Consider the following 16,337-nt stretch of genomic DNA (forward strand, 5'->3'; position numbering starts at 1 on the left):
GTCGAAAAGGGCAAGGGCCTGCTTGAGGCGGTCGGTGATGGCGCGGTCGGCAGCGCTGGGCTCGGGGTTTCCGCTGGGGTGGTTGTGAAAGAAGATGACCGCGGCGGCGTTGTGGTCCAACGCCTTCTTGGCGACGATGCGGGGATGGACTTCGCACCCATCGATGGTGCCTTGAAAGAGGTGCTCGGTGGCAAGGATGCGGTGGCGGGCGTCCAGGAACACCGTGCCAAACACTTCGTGATCCAGGTGCGCGCAGCGGGCAGTGAGGTAGTTGCTGGCACTGGAGGGGTCGGTGATGGCCTCGTGGCGCTGCAGGCGACGCTCCAAGATGTGCGAGGCGGCCAAGAGGATGCCCTCATCGTCCATGGCCAGCTGGTATTGGGCCCGAATGTCGTTGGCTCGCTTCACTTGCTTTCTCCACCGGCGCGGGATTAGCGACGGGCGGGCGTGGTGTCTGCGGCGGAGGCGGTCAGTGGGAGCAGGCCGACAAGGGCCAGAGAAAGAACCAAGACGCGCATGAGGCCTCCTTTCATGAATGGGTTGCACTACCCATAACAAAAGGTTTGGTTTGCGCAACGGGATCTAGAAAAGAAAAAGGCGGCTTTCGCCGCCTTTCCCTTGGGCTTAGAAGCGCGCTCGCAAGCGAGGGGCTTCCTGGGTTTGGCTGTCCTGCCCGTGGGCCTTCATGGCCGCACCAACCTGGCGTTTGGCATCGGCCCCAAACCCGCCTTCCGGTGGCTTCCAAGCGTTGGCGGGCGGGAGCAGGCTGACCAGGAGCTTGGCCCTCTCTTGAGCCCGCAAGTCGTTGAAAAATGGCTTGCCGCTGTTGATCGGCGCTTCGCCCTTTTGGTTTTGGATGTGGGGATCTGCGCCCGCCTCAATCAGCGCACTCCAGACAGTGGCATCGCGGCCCGCATGAAGAGAGGTATTCCCGTTGTTGTCTTGGGCGTTCATATCCGCCCCTGCCTTGGCGAGCGCTTCAATCGTCTCTGGAAAAATCGCACGGTGGATCGGCGCCTGGCCGTCCATTCGCCGTGCAATGACGTCTGCGCCTGCACGGGTGAGCAAGGCCACCGCCTCGGGGTCCCTGGCTATATGCAGCGGTTGATTCCCCTGGTCATCGCTCGCCGCGGGATCAAGGCCTGCTTTCAGAAGTTCCTTAAGCGCGCCCGTGTTCGCCTCGAAGAGAGGGGTTCGCCCTCGGTTATCCCGGGCTAGGATGTCTGCCCCGGCCGCAATCAAGGCGCGGGCCTCCGTCTGCCCGGTTGCTCGGAAGAGAGGGGTTTGCCCTTCATTATTCCTCGCGCTGACATCCGCTCCCGCCTTCAGCAACGCTTTGAGACTGTCGTTGTGTGCGCCAAACAACGGGGTGTTCCCTTGGGTGTCGCGAGCGTTGATGTCAGCGCCAGCCTTCACGAGCTCCCTTAAAGCCCCTTCGCTCGCTCCGAAAAGGGGCGTTTTCCCTCGGTTATCGCGCGCATGAATGTCTGCCCCGGCCGCAATCAACGCCCTGGCATCCCCTTGCCCTCTCGCGTTAAAAAGCGGTGTTTCCCCTTGGTTATTCTGCGCATTGATGTCTGCCCCGGCCTTGATCAGTTCAATCACGGCTCCCTCGCTTGTCACAGAATGAAGCGGCGTATTTCCAAGGCCATCCCTCGCTTCGATGTCAGCCCCAGCATCCAACAGCCTCCGAACTTCGCGCGGGTGATGCGCATCATGAAGTGGCGTTTGATCCAGCCAATCTTCATCCCTTGCGTTCACATCAGCGGGGATTTTGGTAAGCCCGATTTGCTTCAGAAGAACGTCTTTGAGATTCGAAATATTCAACCCACACCTCCACAATAGTATTTTGACCTCCCACCATTAGCAGAAAATCAGAACCTCGCAAGGGAATTAAATAGAAGAAGACGGCTCTTGCCGCCTTTCTTTTTCCATGTCAAAACCGTTGTCGGATTCGAGGCTTCTGGCTTCCCTTTCCTCACCCTGGGCTTTCATGGCCGCACCGACTTGACGTTTGGCGTCGGCCCCAAATCCGCCTTCCGGTGGCTTCCAAGCATTGGCAGCGGGAAGGAGCTCGTCAAAAAGCTTGGATCGGTTGTGGGCACGAATGACCTGATCGGATTGATCATTACCTGGCCGCCCCAGAAGATCCGTGGGCGTTGTTCCTTCTAAATCGGGATCCTGAGGCGTGCGTCCAGCCTTGAGCAGGTCACCGGCCCATTCTGCATCGCCGCATGCAACAGCGAAGTGGAGCGGATACTCGGTCGCGGCCGTCAGGAAGGCCTCGTAGTCTTGCCGCTGTCGATGCGGGCGTCCTCCTTCCACTCATCTTAATTTGTCTCGTCGTCCCAATGCTCGTCAAAAGCGGCCTGGCGGAGCTCGTCGGGTAATCCCCCCATTTTTAGCAGCGGCCAAAAGTAGAAATAGGGATGGTCTGATCAATTCACACTGAGTCGTGGGTTTTCAGCGCCGGAGTCATCCTGGGCCTTCAGACGCGGCGGACTGCCATGTTTTCCGCTCTCGAAGTGCCCTTGCGGGCACCTCAAGACGGAGTTACCCCTGTGCCGCCAACAGCTTCCGGCGCACCATCCACAGGTTGGACAGCGCGAACAGGGTGAGCACCTGTGCCGTGTTCTTGATCAAGCCGAGATAGCGCACCTTGGTGTAGCCGAACTGCCGCTTGATCACCCGGAACGGATGCTCGACCTTCGCGCGCAGACTAGCCTTGCAGCGCTCCCAGCGCTCAACCTGTTCGAGCTCACGCGCGTTGCCAATGGGGAATTCAACCGGAGGATTGAAGAACGGGCTTGAAGGCTTGAGGATGAGCTACCTGGACCCGCAAACCGTCACGAGACCCCGATGGACTACCCTGACCTTGCCCCCCTGGAGGAAATCTCCGGTCCGTTCGCCCTTCTTTCGAAGGGCCCAAAATTCATCGCCGCCTGGCTTGCCAAGCGCACTGAGGAGCGCTACCGGGAGTTCACCCGTGCCGCGCTTGAGGGTCAGGTGTTCCCCGAGAACGCGGAGGCCATGACCTCGGAAGATTTTCTGGCCATGCTGCGGGCATTGGAGATGGACATCGAGGCCGAGAAGGCCACCGTCTATGGCCGCCTTGCCTGTTCAATCGCTACCGGCAAAACCGCAGGCCATCTCAAGCGCCACTTCATTAAGGCGCTGAGCGACCTGTCGTTTGGCCAGGTCGATCTTCTGCGACGCGCTTTAATCACCGAGCGTCACCACGTGTTTCCTGGCACCGGCGGGGGTAACCTGGACCCAAAAGAATTCCTTGGACTGCAGTCGAAAAGCAGCATCAATCGCCAGACCTTTGAACGCTGGGGCCTGATCGAAGAGAAAGGACTGAGCCTCGCAGGCCGACGGTTCGTGGAGGCTTGTTTTACCAGCGATGAGTTGGCGCCCTCCTCAGTGGGCTTTCAGGAATGGGCCAAGGGTCGCATCCACATCGTTTGCAACGAGATGGGCGCGCCGAGCTGCCACAGCGTCCTGGTCCAACTGACCGAAGATGGGCACCGCCGGGCCATCCATGTCCACAACAGCGCAGCACTTCGGGGACGCTCCAACCGCCTGCTGACACCCGGCCCCGTCATGGTGGTCCTTCTCACCGATAAACCCCAGCGTCTCGCCGACGAATGGACCACGGTGGAAGACACCATCCGAGGAAGAGTCCTGGCCGTGGTGGCCACGACCGATCCGAATGCGCCGTTGCCCGTCGCCATGACGGGCTTGGAACGCATAGATGCGTCACCGGACCGTGCCGCAGAAGCCGTGACGGCGATACTGGAGCGCTTTGAAGCAAAAGGGTTACGGGGCACCTGAGACCGCGATGTTAAACCCGATTCGACCGGTCATTGGAAGTGGCCGCCAACTTTCTGGCGGCCAACGAGCACTACTTACAGACCAAACGAGGCTTCACGGACAGCGACTTGCATGCCGGACAGAAGAGCCCCAAGTTGATCTTCCGCTGAAAGTGATGACTGCACTTCTCGCAAACAAAAAGGTAAGGCGCCCCTGGAACGAAGCCGGGCATCACTTTCCTTCCTTGCGCTTGAAAATGACCTTTCCGCCAGCCTCGTATTCCACATCGTAGCCTTTGTAGATTGCGAGGATCAAAGAGAGACCAAGGCTTGCGGCGGTGATGATGCCGATGATCTCGACTCCAGTGACTGTCGCGACCGCCCCCAGGCTGAGCGTGCTGAGCCCAGCCGTTACTGGAGCGAGCCCAACTGCAGCAACGATTGCTGCAACACCGACGGCACCAAGCTTGGCGAACTTGCGCGTCTTCTTCAGGTCGTCTGCCAACTTGCCCACAACCACAATCTGCTGCGCCTTTGCATTCTTGGCCGCTTCCAGCTCATCCCGCGTCCTTACTGTCACGCTTGCCATAACGCCCCCTGTTGTTAGCAATACCAGTGATGGATACCCTGGGCAGGATAGCCGAAGGGAACACCGTGTTCCTAGCAGCAATGATGGTGCCCAACTGTCTCTCCAGCTGAGACACGAACTCAACGCATCCGCTGCCACGGGTCGTCCTTGGGAGCCTCCACCGTAACCTCGGCAACGTCGTCTTCAGCGCGCCATGCCTTCCCTTCGAGCACCATGGTGGGACCCCTGGAACGTGCGATGGCGGCCTCTTTGGCGGTCGGCGGGTTCCATGACCGATGCTCCTCTAGGTAGCGCTCCGTGGACGGCCTCAACGGCAGGCCACCGCTCGGCAATGGCAACGTCCGATCATGGCGTTCGTCTTGCTGACGGGCATAGGCGACTTGCTCGGGCTCCCCAAGCGCCTCTCGGTGGGCATCCAGCAAGCGATCGACAGCGTCCACGTCCCCGCGGGCATGGAGCGATTCGGTGTAAAGCGCTTGAAGCAACGGGTCACGCTCTTCGTGAATCTCTTCGCCTGTGTCTTCGCCTTGGAACAGCCCATCCTGGCGTGGGCGGGCGTCGACGGGGTCTGGGCGCAACCGACCGTGACTCGTTCTCATGCCCGCCTCCGCGCCAGCCCGCTGCCGTGAAGCAGCCCGCATGCGATCGAATAAACGACAAGAGCCAGCGTGGATGACAGGTATAGGTTGGAAGGATCCAACCAGACTTGGCTCACCACGTGCTGTAGCTGGTAAGCCAGCAGTGCCAAGCACGCGTAGAACACGGCCAAATGCCACATCAACGCAACCACGGATGGGGCGTCCTCTTGGCCGGCTTGGAACGCCTCCCAGCCCCTGCGTGCGCTGCGGGCTTTGGACGCGCACAGCCACGCGATTCCGAAGGTGATCGCAAACATGGCGAGCTCAAACAGCACGACCACCAGAATAACGGTCATGGGATCCTCCTCTGGGTTGGGAGCAGGCCATGGGCCTGCAGGTAAGCGTGGACTGCCTGTCGGGTCACGCCCAGGCGCTTGGCAATTGCAGGGCCGTTGTTCCCCTGCTCCAGGAGGCGCACCACCAGAGCGTGTTGGTCAGCCAGTGGGCGCCGGGGCTTTTGACGCAACCCCAGGTGGGCCAGATCGGCGCTCACCACGGGCGATGGAACGCCCAGGGCTTGGGCGATGGCGGCGCGGCCGTGTCCCTCTCGGACCATCCGGGCGACTTCGGAGCGGCGGTGGGCAACGGATGGCCGCTTCATGAGCTCAACCAGAAGCCCGCAAGCCGTGCCTTCGCAATACACGCCTCCACCAACGCGTTCGCTTTTGTGCATCCTTACGGCCCCACGCGCACGCGAGCGCTGTTGTTGTCCGACCGGGCATTGATGCCAATGGCACAAGGGCTTCCGCACGAATAATCGCCAATGCGCACCGGCGAAGCATCAAGCGGCACCACCCGGGTCTTCTTACCCTTCCCCACCAAGAAGACCCGATCACCTTCGCGCACATCCACATCGGCGTCTTGGACCACCGCGAGGACGCGCTGGCGGCGATCGGACAGATCGCGCACGTAGATCTCCACCGCACGCCGGCCGCTGAGGCCCTTTTGAACCGCGGTTCCGGCAGCCGCACCGATGACGCCACCGGTCACCCGGGCTGCATTGCGGTATTCCCGGTTCTTGACCTGGTTAGCAGCCCCATAACCAACGGCCGACCCGATGGCGGAGCCGGCGTTCAGACGCTGGTCGGACGTCAGTTGAACCGTGCGAACCATCAGGACCTCGCCCAGTCGGGCGTCCTGGACGGATAGGGCCTCGGACGAACCGTAACGGCGAGCGGAGGTGGAATCGGCGGCAAAGGCGGCCGGAGCAGACAACGCCAATGCAAGGGCCAGAACGATGGGTTTCAAGGTGCACCTCCATTTCGTGAGTAGGTTCACCTATGCATAGATCGATTCTGGGAATGCGCAAGGGGGGGGGCTTCGGAGCGCGGTTACACAGACTGCAGTCCGCGTCATTAAATTGACGGAAAAGCGACAAAATGAAGCATATGGACAGAGATTGATGCTCAGGCGATGATTCTGCCCACAACTCAAAACCAACAGGGAAATGTATGGCAAGGAAGAAGAGTTCATCGGCCGCAGGTGCCGCGATTTCGACCGGCGGCGGAGCCGTCGCTGGCGCAACTTCTGCGATCCTCGGCGTAACCAGTGGTGCAGCGGCCGGGACCGCCGGTGCAGCCGCCGTGACCTCCGGCTTGGCAACCGTCGGGAGCGTTGTGGGCGGTGGCATGCTTGCTGGACTGGGGGTGGTCGCGGCTGCACCAATTGCGGGTGGTGCGGCGATGTTCGGCGTCTACAAGCTCTACCAGCGCATGGCATCCAAGAAGTAACCGCTCTGCCTGGCCCACTGCCACAAGCGGTTTCCCTCTACGTCGCGCAGGCTTCGTCAATGTCTGCAAGTGGCCATCCAAGCTAGCAACCTTGGTGGCCGCTCTTACCAACTTGTGGCTCAAGCCCTTGGACCAAAAGGCCACGTTGACCTCAATGCCCCGCTGGCGCAGCCAGAGTGCGGCGTGACGCTCAAACCCGAGCGCACTGAGGCCGTTCATGCAGGGCTAGCAGCCGGCGGAGTGCGGTGCAGTCCGCGCCTACACGTTGGGATGCACGATGGGTTCGCGCATGCTCGATAGCACACGGATCGGAATTTCTGTTACTGCACGTAGATCAGACTGGCCATTTCTTCCCCTTTCTCTCTCGCCCCTCCGCGTCTGGCAAGGAATCTGAAACCGGCAAGCTCTCCTGTCGTGCAATGTTCCTGATCGACATTCAACCTGTGATGATGTGGGAACGCTCTCCCTCAACCTGCCAAACCGTCTACGGAACTGGCAAAATTGCAGGATCACTCACAGGGGGAAATTGGATGTCCGACACAACCTACAGCCACCGCATCCTCAAGACTTATGGCCTGCTGGTGGACTTCGAAGGTAAACCACGCCTCAAGAACGTTCCGTCGCCTCTAACCGGTCAAAAGAAGGCAAAGGAGACGATGGAAAAGTGGACGCAGCGAGTGCTGGGGGATGAGGTCAGCAAGGTCCGCGTCTACCGACCGGCACGCGTTAAAAGTGACACACTCATTGCCAGCCTTACAGACACGCACGACGCCAAGCTGGTGCGTGACATTGTTCGCGGCGCCGTTCGCAAGAAGAGCAAATCAGCGAAAGCAAAGATTGAAGAGATCAAGGTGGAGCACGCCGCCGAGCTTAGAAAGCGCGGAGCCACCGCGAGAGAACTTCGGAAGGCACACGAAGAAGACCTGTCGGGAAAGCTCGATGATATCTTGGCTGCGACGGCCTATCTGCCGTTAGACGACCTTCAGGACTTGGTGGTGGAACTGGGAGAGGACTTGAGCCCATCGGTCCGCAACTGGGCACTTGCCCTGGCTCCGGCCAAGGATGCTGACGAGGTTTCCGTCATCGACGTTCTCAAGCAGATGCTCCTGCGCATGGACGTGCTGTCGAAGAATAAATAACCAGAATTTGTCAGCCACTGTCGCGCACCCTGCTGCCTCCCGACAGGCGGGTGCGCGTTCAGTCGCTTGTTCACGAATCAAACTGCCAAGTTCAGGCGCGCCCCTCTTGCCTTGAAGCGCGATCGAGACCGGTCGTTGGCGGCATGTTTTTCGATCTCATGCAGATTGGCCGCCACGGACTGCCGCTGCTGCTCAACCTTCTGGAGCGGCTCTCGAACCAACTCGGGCACCTTCAGGAACTCCACCACCCGCTCGGCCGCCGCCGCGGCTCGGAAGAGCTCCCGGGGATCGTCCCGGAGGATTTGGATCCACGACTTCACGTAAGCCGCGTGCTGGGTGGGATCGTGGCCAATGCCCAGGCGTTCGCCCATCAGCATGGATGACACCTCCGCGACCAGTTCTTCCTTGGCGTAGTCGATGCTCCCAAAAGCCCCTTTCTGATCGCGGTTGAGGCGGGTGGGAAAGCCGGTCCAGTGGCCCAGTTCGTGCAACGCGGTGGCGTAGTAGCCGCTGGCCGAGTGAAAGGTGTTGCGCTGGGGCAAGTGGATGCTGTCGGTCATCGGACGGTAGAACGCTTGGTTGCCCCCGTCGTGGTGGATCTCGGCTCCGCTGTCTCTCAGCACCGCTTCGCAGGCCTGGTGAATGTCGGGCTCTGGGCGCGCGGCTGGCAGGACCAGTGCCGGCAACCCATCGATCTGCATCGCGTTGAACACGCGTGGGAAGAAGACCTTGGGGTGGGCCTTGGCGATGAGGTCGGGGTCCCCGCTCTTCTTGGCCTCCTCCACCCGCGACCAATCCCAATACTCAATCACGCTGGCCTTCTCGCCCTTGCGCACCTGAGCGCCCACGGCCGCGGCTTGCTTGTAAGTCATCCACCGGTTGTCCTGGGTGTCCCAGGCGCTCTGAAGGGCCCACAGGTGGAGCAGGTTTCCGCCCCGGTAGCTCTTGCCAGTCGTGGGGTTCATGGGCAACCCGAGGTCCACGCGGGCGTCCCAGGGTTTGAGAAAGGGACCGGTGCCCTCCTCCATCTGGCGGATCAAGCGCTCGACGACGTCGCGGGAATGGCGCTGAAGGAAGCTTTCGTTGGGGGTGGCATCGGACACGGGCAGGCTCTCCTGGAAGGCAAGGAAAGGCGCCTGTCGGCAACGCCAAGGGGGTTAGGCTGGAAACTTCAATCGTGAATGGTGACGGCGCGTCCCTGCTCCAACAGGTTCTCCAGCAAAGCCAAGGCCCGTTCGATGGTCAAAGCGGTGCCGGGGCCCCCGTCGCCCTCCTGGAGCTGCACGCGGATGCCCTCGGGGGTTCGTTGCACGGTGAAACGGGGGGACGCCGCCAGGGAGTCCTGGCGGTCCATGCTGTCGTCTACAAAGGCATCGGAAGCGGTCATGGTTTCAGCATGCGACAGGATACGGATTTGGCAAGTCCGGGCTGGACCGTTAGCGTCACCGACCAATCCATTGGCTAGAGCTGATACGGAAGATGGGAACACGGATTTGGCCCCGCCTTTACGACCGCCGTTGGCGCGCATCCCCATCTCCCACCTTTCCGCCACCTTGGGTTTCGCTGCTTTCTCGGCCCGCCAACGGCTCACCGAACAGCGCACGAATCTCCAGTTCATTGATACGTTCCTGCAGCTGGAGTTGGATTGCCTTGGCTCTGGTGCGCCCTGCCTCCTCCCTCAACGCATCGGCATGGAGAGCTCCCATCTCAGCCGCCTGCTGCTGAGCGCTCAAGCGGTCGAATCGACGCTCTATCTCTTCCTGCCGAGCCCCTTGCTGTTCGAGGGTGGGCGTCACATCGGTTTCCCAAGGCTCCAAAGACTGAGAGCGCTCCTGCGCCACGCGCAGTGCTGTCACGGTCGCCGATGATCTCAACGGCAGATCGCCACAGGCCTCGCCGACGGTGGCTGCTCCGTTGATTCGCAGGCGCACGCATTCTTCCTGTTTGCCATTGATGCGACGGTTCGAGCGGGCGCCGTCGTCCAGGCCCATCTCTTTCAAGCCTCGCCAGAACTGGCGACCGGTGAGGAGATCGATGTCCGCCAGCCCTTGTCGGTAGCCCCAGTTTTTGTAGTTCTCGTAGACCTGCCGCATGGAAAGCGTGCACTCATCCGTCTCAATGCGCACCACGCGCTCGGCTTGAGCCCAAGCCATGACCTGGTCGCTGCCATGGCGGGCGGCCAGCTTCGCTGCGCGCACGGCTTCGGGCATGTCGGCGTCGGTGTCGGACAACGCCCTACCACGGGCCACGATGCGTCGGGCGCCTTCGAGCATCCAGTCCAGCACAAGCTGGCCTTCCTCTGCCAGGATGTTCTTGACCAGATCAGGGTCGTGCTGGTTGACCGGTACCGCCTTCTTCCAGTGCACGACGGTGAGGCGGCGCCACACCCCGTTGCTCTTGTCGCGGATGAAGGGGGCCGAATTGGACGTGATGATCCACTTGGCCGTGGAATGGTAGCTCGCCAGCTGCTTCTGGTTCTTCCGGTCGATGCCAATGCCATTGCCAGAGACCATCGTCTTGAACCGACCTTCGGCCCACTTCTCGCACTCCACTTCGTCCACCAGGATCAGGCTGGCGCCAATCATGGGTTCCAGGCTGAAGCGGTCGCCCAAAGTTTCAAGGTTGCAGCGGGCCACCTGACGGTGCATCGCTTCCACGATTTCCGCCAGGGTGGATTTGCCAGAACCTGCGACGCCGTGCCACCAGGCGGCCTGGCTGTAGACACCCGGCAACAGGGTCATGCCGCACTGCTCCTGGAGCAGGTCGATGACGCGCGGGTCGTCGTGGGCTTGGCGGAGGAACTTGGCGAATCGCGAGTCAGCCGGCAAAGGCTGGGGCTTGTATGCATGGCCCTGCCTGCCACCACAGGCCACCCTGACCGCGTGGGTCATGCCCAAGGCGGGATCAGGAGCGAGCACATGGAAACCGCCGGGAAGGATTTCCACGTAGCCGTCTGCCACCGGCACGATGGCCCGCTTGGCTTGGGCTGGCATGGGGTTTTTCTGGCGCAGCCGAAGGGAAGCCATGTCCCAGCAGTCCTTGGCGAGCTTGGGGCTGCCCGCGAAATCGGCGTTGCGGTCGATCCAATCGGATGCCACACCCACACCTTCCGCGTCGCTGATCGCTTGCCAGTAGGTACCGTTCCAATGGTGTACGATCTCGCCGGTGCCGCTGGTGGCTTGGCACGCCCACAAGCGATCGACGCATTCGGTGGTGCGGCGGGCAAACAGGATGGGGAGCGACGGTGGCTTGCGCTGGCCCTCTCGATCAACCGAGTGGCGGTAGAGCTGCTTGTGCTCCTCTGCCTCCAGGTTGACCTTGCGGGCGGAGGCTTCCGCACCCAGGAAGCGCGACGCTTCGAATGGCACGATGTTGCTTGGCTCTTCCGTCGTCGGGTTGACAGCCTTCCCTTTTGGGGACACATTGGTTGTAGACATTGTTGTTGGCTCCTCTCAAACCCTCGCCCTGGCCGGTGGGGGTTTGTCGTTGTGGGGGGACAGGCTTGCTCAGGCAGCGCGCGGGAGAGCGGTTTCCAAGGCGCGGCGAATGAACTCGCTCTCTGTCATCTCGTTTTCGGCCGCGGCGAGACGAAGGCGTTCGGCCAAGGGGCGTTTGATCCGAACGTGCTTTTTCACGCTGGCGCGGATGCTGTAAGTCGGCGGCGACGAGGGATGGGTGGCGGCGTTCACGGTGGCAACTCCGAAGGTGAAAGGTTTGGTGTGTCCCACATGGGGGACACTTCCACTCAACCACTCCAGGAGCTTTCCGCAACCCACGGTTTTTGACTAAACACGAAAACTGCGGAATCTCTCGCACTTTTTCCGGAAGCCCTGTTCTGCTGGCTTTCCCTTCCCTGCTGGTCTTCCATTAGCCAGCAGAAAGAGAAGACCAGCAGGAAGACCAGCAGGAAGACCAGCAGCTACAAATCCTTGATTCCAAAAGCTTTGCATTCATAGAAAACCGTTCCGCTGGTCTGCTGGGTCAAAAAAGAATCGGTTTTGAAATTTGAGATACCAACACTTTCCATGCGATTTGGACGCATTTGCACAGGGGAGTTGAATCGAAAGCCAGCAAGCCAGCAGCGCACTTTTAGTCGCAGAAATCCCTTGGGATTCAACGACCTTGCACTACTGGTCTTCCTGCTGGCCTTCGATCGCTGCTGGCTAGTGGAAGACCAGCAGCCGGAAGTTCCTACTCATTTTCGGCCAAACACTCCAGTTGCTCGCGCTTGCGATCGGTCAAGAACGGATGCTGAAACTCCCTCCCGCTTTCCACCTCCGTCACCACCACGTGTTCTTCAATCGTAAGGGCGCCATGGTGCCAATCGATGGCATCCAACTCCGCCAAGGACAGTCGCGCGAATGCCTCCATTGCCTCGGACTGGGTCTGGGCAAAGACCTCAATCACCTTGCTCACCAAGTAGTCACCCCGGACGACGAATTCGTAAGTTCCCATCGGCTCCTCCTAATAGTTGAGGTGGTGGCGCATGGTTGGACAAGGCCAGTTGAGATCTTCGCGTTCGGAACCATCGGGGCTGATGACCTCCACAAAGCCGTAGATCTCCTCCAACTCGGTACGCCAGCCACCGGCATGAATGTCAGCCACTCCCATCGAGTTCAGAATCTCCAAGGCTGCCGCCTCTGAGTCCGCGTCGATTCGGATTTCCAATTCGGCCGTCGCGCGGCCCAAGACAACAACGTTCCAGCGATCAGCCATTGGAGCTCTCCTGGTTCGCCGTGGCCACCTGCCCTACCCGCTGGATGGCAAAGAACTTCCCGTGCAACGCACCGCTCGCCTGCGCTTGCTGAAGGTGATCGGCGGCGCGCTTGCCGTAAGTCACCACCAACGATCCCGACGGCGCTGCCGTGCCGGTGGTTCCGTCGGGACGCACAAACCTCAGCCTCCCACGGGTGAACAGGATCGCCGTCGCGTTGGGGTGGGAAAGCACGCAGTCGTGCATCCATCCCGTCTCCATGTTGACCGGCACCAGGGCGATACCGCCGCCGGGGTGGTTGGCCAGCTTGCTCAACCACTTCTCAATCCCTTTTCCGTAAGGCGGATTCATCCACACGAATGCCTGCTTGGGCCACGGCGTAGCCAAGCCGTCCTGGCTCGGCGGGATCATCCGGCTGGCCGTGGGTGCGGGCAGCCGCGACGGGTCTTCGGGCGTGCAAGGATCGAGGTCAAAGCCGCGCCTTCCCCCCAGCGCCCTGACGATGGCAGGCGGGGTATACCAATCGACGCTCGTGTGGGCCTTGTCGCTTGCCTTGTAGCAAACGGAGGTGAGCCGGGTGGGTTTAGCCGCTACGAGGCGCTTGGAGCGGGTTGCTGCGTTGAACGGCAGAACGTTGGACTTGGGCTGCATGAGGATTCTCCAGGCAAGGCTCCGTCAGCACGGCTGCGTTGCCGCGTTGAAGAATGGGTTTTGGGAGTTGGGCTTGAACCAGCCCGAGAGGCGCTGCTGGCGGCGGGTTACCACCAAGAGTTGTAGAACACGTCCCAACCGTCGTTGATCAATGCGCGGGCCTGCGCAATGAAGTCCAGATCTTCTTCAGCTCGATCGGGATCCGATTCACCGAAGAAGAAGCCTTGGGTATAAGGCAAATCATCGTTCAGCACAGCCTGTTCCAACGCATCAAGATCGTCCAATCCAAGGAATACGGGAACTTGGTTGAAATCGAAGGGATCAACCTGCCCCGTCCTAGCACTGTGCAACTTGAACATCCAACCATGAAGGTTCGGATGCTTTCGCCAGTAGAAAAATAGTTCTTGAGTGCGATCTCGCACATCAGTGCGGGTCTTGACCGCATACATATCGAGGCCCATCGGCTTGCTCCATCGCCCCGACCACCGAGGCGTTGGAGTAATCATCCGAACTGAGAGCCTCCATCGATACGGATATTGGAGGCCTCCAATATCCGTTAGCAGCCGTTACATTCGCCCATTGCGCTTGTCGGGCATCTTTGGAGGCGCCGGCTGCAGGCGTTCGTGCAGCGCTTGTTCGATCACCCCAGCTCGCGAGGCGTCGAGCTGCTGAGCCAGGTCCCGCAGACGGCTGGCCTGGGCTTGGGCTGCGTTGTTGAATGCGTCCACCCACTGGCGCTTGACGTCAGGGTTTTGCCAAGGCTGGGCGAAGGCCTCGGTCAGCGTGCAGACCCGAATCCCAAGCCCGATTTGCACGCCCAATGCTTGGAGCTGGCGAATTAACGCATCGCTGATGGGTTGGTCAGTCAGTGGCTCCAGGAAGAACTGCTTAGCCTTGGACCCTTTGGCCACCAGAAACGGCAGTTCTGCAGTTAGGAGGGTGTCGATCGCAACGCCCCGTTCGCTCAACGGCTTCCACAGGCCCTTAGCCTTGAGCTCGGCTGCCCAGGCCATCAACGGAACAAGGGTGGTCGAGCGCTTGCGAGTTCCCTTCACCGTGAACAGCGTCCCTTTTGGGGAGTGTTCCTTCAAGAGGTGTTGCAATTGGGCCGTGCTGATCGCCAACACCCCAGCGGCCTCATTGAAGCTCAACGCCACGTCCACCTTGGGCCGCTGTTTCGCTAGGCGCAAATGGTCTGCGATCTTCTTCTCCATCTGGCCCACGTTTTCGGTGCCAGAGAGCTTGCCGAGAAAGCGATCGATGGCGCGGCGGTAAGCATCAGCAGCAGTAAGGGCCATTAGTTCGGCTCGCTCCCCTTACGGCCGACCTTTGAAGAGCGCGCGGCAGCATTGCTGCTTCGCCGCCCGACCTTGCGCGCCGGCAGGGTGCGCAGCGCCTCCAGGTCGATTCCGTAATCTAGGACACCCAAAGCTGGCGTTCCTCCGGCACCGTTGAGCTTCTCACTCACCGTAAAGGGCCTGCTGTAAGTCGCGTGGTGTTCGTCGTCCAATTCGTGGCCGACGATTTGGGCTCGCATCTCAGAGGCCACACCGCTGCCCTGCATCTCCTGAATCACGGTCTTTCGGAGACTATGGAAACCACGTTTCGCTTTCGACCACCCACCACTGTGCTTTTGGAGGTAGTAGCTGAACGCCTTCGATATCCAGTTCCCCGCACCATTCTTCGCCTTACTGTCAGCCTGCGGAAACAATCGCCAGTCCCCGCTCTCCCTTCGTTCGGCGACGTAGTCCAAGAAACCAAGCTTGATCAGGTCGGGATGCAACGGGACGACCCGATTGGAAACATCGGTCTTCAATCGCTGATCCTCCCCCTCATCGGTAAACCGTATGCACGGGATTCCCTCCTCTTCCTTGACGTCGAGGGTAAACAGCTGCCCCACCTCACCTGCCCGGGCGCCCGTATACAGGCCCAACAAAGCCGCCCAGCGCGCTCCCGTTGAAAGCTGCTTGAAGCTATCAGGCGCGAAGAGTTGATGAACCTGATCCAAGGTAAAGGCCTGGAAGCCAAATTTTCTGCGCTTGCGCTTCTCCGCCATCGAAACGCTGACGTGACCTGCGGCGACATTGTCTCCCTTGAGCACGTAGCCTGAAGCCATTGCCCAAGTGAAGAATCCTCTCTTTCCTGCGAGGTAGCTCTGGCGATTGTTGAGCGTAGAACGCGTTAACCCGCGCTTGGCCAAATGGTCGTAGAAGCGGGCCATCTCAGGCCGCGTGATGGTGTGCAGCTCGCGCTCGGCGCCCAAGAACTCGATCAGCTCTGTCACGGGAAGCAGTTTGATGCCGACCGTTTTGACCTCGATGTCCTCGGCGGCGACTTTATCCTGCCAGATTCGCTTCGCATCGATCAGGCTGATGGTCTCAGATGGCAGGGGCTGCGCCGCCGCTGATTCCAACGGGTTTGGCCCAGCCGCCGCCGGAACTGCACCCGCATCACGGAAGTGGAACTTGCCGATTTCTTCCAGCGCCTCCATTGCTCGAGCATGGTCGGCCGCATCCGTGGTCCGAAGACGGAAGCCCGGCAAGTCAATTTCATAACGCCGGGAGCCGTTCTCCGCGACGCTGCGCAGAACATCCTCAACCGTGAGTCCCTTCTTGGTCATGCACCCATCCCTGATGGCATCGAATGCTTGAGCATAACGCTGCGCGATGGCCAAGGCAGCCACTCTTGCGCTATGCAGTTGGATGCCCAAGGGATGCTTGACGAAAGGTTTGCCGACGATACCGCGCATGTCCGTCGGAACGCGCATGCGAAACTGGTAACGACCTGTGGAAGAGCGAGTGAGATAGCTTGGTAATCGCATCGGAGTTGTGCCCCGATTTGTGCCCCAAGCCGCCCTTCAAGACCTTAAAAAATGTCGTTTAAAAACAAACACTTACTAAGGATTGGCGGAGAGAGTGGGATTCGAACCCACGGAAGGTTTGACCCTTCGCCGGTTTTCAAGTTTTGTGGGGGCTGATTTTACCTAGTTTGGCCCAGCCCCGCCTAGCTTGCTGCACCTTTGTAATTCAACGACTTATCGTCGTTGTTTGTTTGGCGTAGCTTG

The 16,337-nt window shown here is 60.3% G+C and carries 20 protein-coding genes and 1 pseudogene; 4 read left to right on the forward strand and 17 right to left on the reverse strand.

Features of this window, described 5'->3' with window-relative positions; all coding sequences use genetic code 11:
- From QRO95_RS16475 to QRO95_RS16490, 4 genes and pseudogenes are all read right to left on the reverse strand, one after another.
- Positions 1-408: RadC family protein (locus tag QRO95_RS16475; RefSeq protein ID WP_285303023.1), on the reverse strand; the 408-nt coding region annotated here is incomplete at its 3' end.
- Positions 409-624: 216 nt separating this feature from the next.
- Complete coding sequence (locus QRO95_RS16480; protein ID WP_075677511.1) at positions 625-1,827, reverse strand: ankyrin repeat domain-containing protein; 1,203 nt, start codon at positions 1,825-1,827, stop codon at positions 625-627.
- Positions 1,828-1,893: 66 nt separating this feature from the next.
- Positions 1,894-2,325: a hypothetical protein gene (locus QRO95_RS16485; protein WP_125892011.1), complete on the reverse strand. Its 432-nt coding sequence runs from the start codon at positions 2,323-2,325 to the stop codon at positions 1,894-1,896.
- Positions 2,326-2,553: 228 nt separating this feature from the next.
- Positions 2,554-2,775, reverse strand: a pseudogene (locus QRO95_RS16490) (transposase); the annotation flags it as partial.
- Between the two features lie 84 nt (positions 2,776-2,859).
- Here QRO95_RS16490 and QRO95_RS16495 point away from each other — a divergent pair.
- Positions 2,860-3,834 carry a hypothetical protein gene (locus QRO95_RS16495; protein WP_006375894.1) on the forward strand — a complete coding sequence of 325 codons (975 nt, stop codon included), beginning with the start codon at positions 2,860-2,862 and terminating at the stop codon, positions 3,832-3,834.
- 210 nt (positions 3,835-4,044) lie between these two features.
- Here the strand turns inward: QRO95_RS16495 and QRO95_RS16500 are convergent, their stop codons facing one another.
- A complete protein-coding gene (locus QRO95_RS16500; RefSeq protein ID WP_006375896.1) occupies positions 4,045-4,401 on the reverse strand; it encodes a hypothetical protein in 357 nt (118 codons plus the stop codon).
- A gap of 347 nt (positions 4,402-4,748) precedes the next feature.
- Between QRO95_RS16500 and QRO95_RS16505 the strand changes: the two genes are divergently transcribed.
- On the forward strand, positions 4,749-5,030 hold the full coding sequence (locus QRO95_RS16505; protein ID WP_061478953.1) for a hypothetical protein: 282 nt from the start codon (positions 4,749-4,751) through the stop codon (positions 5,028-5,030).
- Here QRO95_RS16505 and QRO95_RS16510 read toward each other — a convergent pair.
- Together QRO95_RS16510 and QRO95_RS16515 are read right to left on the reverse strand one after the other, a co-directional pair.
- A complete protein-coding gene (locus QRO95_RS16510) occupies positions 4,997-5,335 on the reverse strand; it encodes a hypothetical protein (protein ID WP_032971199.1) in 339 nt (112 codons plus the stop codon). The two genes, QRO95_RS16505 and QRO95_RS16510, sit on opposite strands and share 34 nt — an antisense overlap.
- A gap of 379 nt (positions 5,336-5,714) precedes the next feature.
- On the reverse strand, positions 5,715-6,287 hold the full coding sequence (locus QRO95_RS16515) for a hypothetical protein (protein WP_061478954.1): 573 nt from the start codon (positions 6,285-6,287) through the stop codon (positions 5,715-5,717).
- A gap of 203 nt (positions 6,288-6,490) precedes the next feature.
- Here QRO95_RS16515 and QRO95_RS16520 point away from each other — a divergent pair, with 203 nt between their 5' ends.
- Both QRO95_RS16520 and QRO95_RS16525 read left to right on the forward strand, forming a co-directional pair.
- Positions 6,491-6,769, forward strand: coding sequence for a hypothetical protein (locus tag QRO95_RS16520; RefSeq protein WP_006375898.1), 279 nt, complete (start codon positions 6,491-6,493; stop codon positions 6,767-6,769).
- A 419-nt stretch (positions 6,770-7,188) separates the two neighbouring features.
- Positions 7,189-7,908, forward strand: coding sequence for a hypothetical protein (locus QRO95_RS16525; protein WP_024956731.1), 720 nt, complete (start codon positions 7,189-7,191; stop codon positions 7,906-7,908).
- Between the two features lie 77 nt (positions 7,909-7,985).
- On the opposite strand, the gene QRO95_RS16530 is transcribed toward QRO95_RS16525, so the two are convergent.
- The 10 genes from QRO95_RS16530 to QRO95_RS16575 form a co-directional block, all read right to left on the reverse strand.
- The gene (locus QRO95_RS16530) at positions 7,986-9,011 is read right to left on the reverse strand and encodes an ArdC family protein (RefSeq protein ID WP_006375900.1); all 1,026 of its coding nucleotides are present in this window, start codon (positions 9,009-9,011) and stop codon (positions 7,986-7,988) included.
- 68 nt (positions 9,012-9,079) lie between these two features.
- Complete coding sequence (locus tag QRO95_RS16535; protein WP_285303024.1) at positions 9,080-9,295, reverse strand: hypothetical protein; 216 nt, start codon at positions 9,293-9,295, stop codon at positions 9,080-9,082.
- A gap of 118 nt (positions 9,296-9,413) precedes the next feature.
- Positions 9,414-11,345, reverse strand: a complete 1,932-nt coding sequence (locus QRO95_RS16540; RefSeq protein ID WP_061478955.1) for a DUF5906 domain-containing protein — start codon at positions 11,343-11,345, stop codon at positions 9,414-9,416.
- 69 nt (positions 11,346-11,414) lie between these two features.
- Positions 11,415-11,597 (reverse strand): ribbon-helix-helix protein, CopG family, encoded by a 183-nt coding sequence (locus tag QRO95_RS16545; RefSeq protein WP_141098938.1) that lies wholly within the window; start codon positions 11,595-11,597, stop codon positions 11,415-11,417.
- 502 nt (positions 11,598-12,099) lie between these two features.
- Entirely contained in the window at positions 12,100-12,363 is a 264-nt protein-coding gene (locus QRO95_RS16550; protein WP_006375902.1) for a hypothetical protein, read from the reverse strand.
- A gap of 9 nt (positions 12,364-12,372) precedes the next feature.
- Positions 12,373-12,624, reverse strand: coding sequence for a hypothetical protein (locus QRO95_RS16555; protein ID WP_006375905.1), 252 nt, complete (start codon positions 12,622-12,624; stop codon positions 12,373-12,375).
- Positions 12,617-13,273, reverse strand: a complete 657-nt coding sequence (locus QRO95_RS16560; protein ID WP_049400621.1) for a DNA N-6-adenine-methyltransferase — start codon at positions 13,271-13,273, stop codon at positions 12,617-12,619. Before QRO95_RS16560 ends, QRO95_RS16555 begins: the two co-directional genes overlap by 8 nt.
- A gap of 107 nt (positions 13,274-13,380) precedes the next feature.
- Complete coding sequence (locus tag QRO95_RS16565) at positions 13,381-13,734, reverse strand: hypothetical protein (RefSeq protein WP_012480712.1); 354 nt, start codon at positions 13,732-13,734, stop codon at positions 13,381-13,383.
- Positions 13,735-13,839: 105 nt separating this feature from the next.
- Entirely contained in the window at positions 13,840-14,571 is a 732-nt protein-coding gene (locus tag QRO95_RS16570; protein WP_006375976.1) for a hypothetical protein, read from the reverse strand.
- Positions 14,571-16,094: a site-specific integrase gene (locus QRO95_RS16575; RefSeq protein WP_012480713.1), complete on the reverse strand. Its 1,524-nt coding sequence runs from the start codon at positions 16,092-16,094 to the stop codon at positions 14,571-14,573. The genes QRO95_RS16570 and QRO95_RS16575 overlap by 1 nt, the downstream gene beginning before the upstream one ends.
- Between the last annotated feature and the right edge of the window lie 243 nt (positions 16,095-16,337).

The sequence above is a fragment of the Stenotrophomonas maltophilia group sp. Smal13 genome (assembly GCF_030236855.1).
In the GTDB taxonomy this organism is placed as follows: Bacteria; Pseudomonadota; Gammaproteobacteria; order Xanthomonadales; family Xanthomonadaceae; genus Stenotrophomonas; species Stenotrophomonas maltophilia_A.

Coding starts and splice junctions, on each gene's coding strand:
- QRO95_RS16540 (WP_061478955.1), bottom strand. CDS start 11,345: ATGTCTACAACCAATGTGTCCCCAAAAGGGAAGGCTGTCAACCCGACG.
- QRO95_RS16570 (WP_006375976.1), bottom strand. CDS start 14,571: ATGGCCCTTACTGCTGCTGATGCTTACCGCCGCGCCATCGATCGCTTT.
- QRO95_RS16575 (WP_012480713.1), bottom strand. CDS start 16,094: ATGCGATTACCAAGCTATCTCACTCGCTCTTCCACAGGTCGTTACCAG.
- QRO95_RS16510 (WP_032971199.1), bottom strand. CDS start 5,335: ATGACCGTTATTCTGGTGGTCGTGCTGTTTGAGCTCGCCATGTTTGCG.
- QRO95_RS16495 (WP_006375894.1), top strand. CDS start 2,860: ATGGACTACCCTGACCTTGCCCCCCTGGAGGAAATCTCCGGTCCGTTC.
- QRO95_RS16560 (WP_049400621.1), bottom strand. CDS start 13,273: ATGCAGCCCAAGTCCAACGTTCTGCCGTTCAACGCAGCAACCCGCTCC.
- QRO95_RS16535 (WP_285303024.1), bottom strand. CDS start 9,295: ATGACCGCTTCCGATGCCTTTGTAGACGACAGCATGGACCGCCAGGAC.
- QRO95_RS16505 (WP_061478953.1), top strand. CDS start 4,749: ATGGCGTTCGTCTTGCTGACGGGCATAGGCGACTTGCTCGGGCTCCCC.
- QRO95_RS16565 (WP_012480712.1), bottom strand. CDS start 13,734: ATGGGCCTCGATATGTATGCGGTCAAGACCCGCACTGATGTGCGAGAT.
- QRO95_RS16500 (WP_006375896.1), bottom strand. CDS start 4,401: ATGGCAAGCGTGACAGTAAGGACGCGGGATGAGCTGGAAGCGGCCAAG.
- QRO95_RS16525 (WP_024956731.1), top strand. CDS start 7,189: ATGTTCCTGATCGACATTCAACCTGTGATGATGTGGGAACGCTCTCCC.
- QRO95_RS16520 (WP_006375898.1), top strand. CDS start 6,491: ATGGCAAGGAAGAAGAGTTCATCGGCCGCAGGTGCCGCGATTTCGACC.
- QRO95_RS16550 (WP_006375902.1), bottom strand. CDS start 12,363: ATGGGAACTTACGAATTCGTCGTCCGGGGTGACTACTTGGTGAGCAAG.
- QRO95_RS16555 (WP_006375905.1), bottom strand. CDS start 12,624: ATGGCTGATCGCTGGAACGTTGTTGTCTTGGGCCGCGCGACGGCCGAA.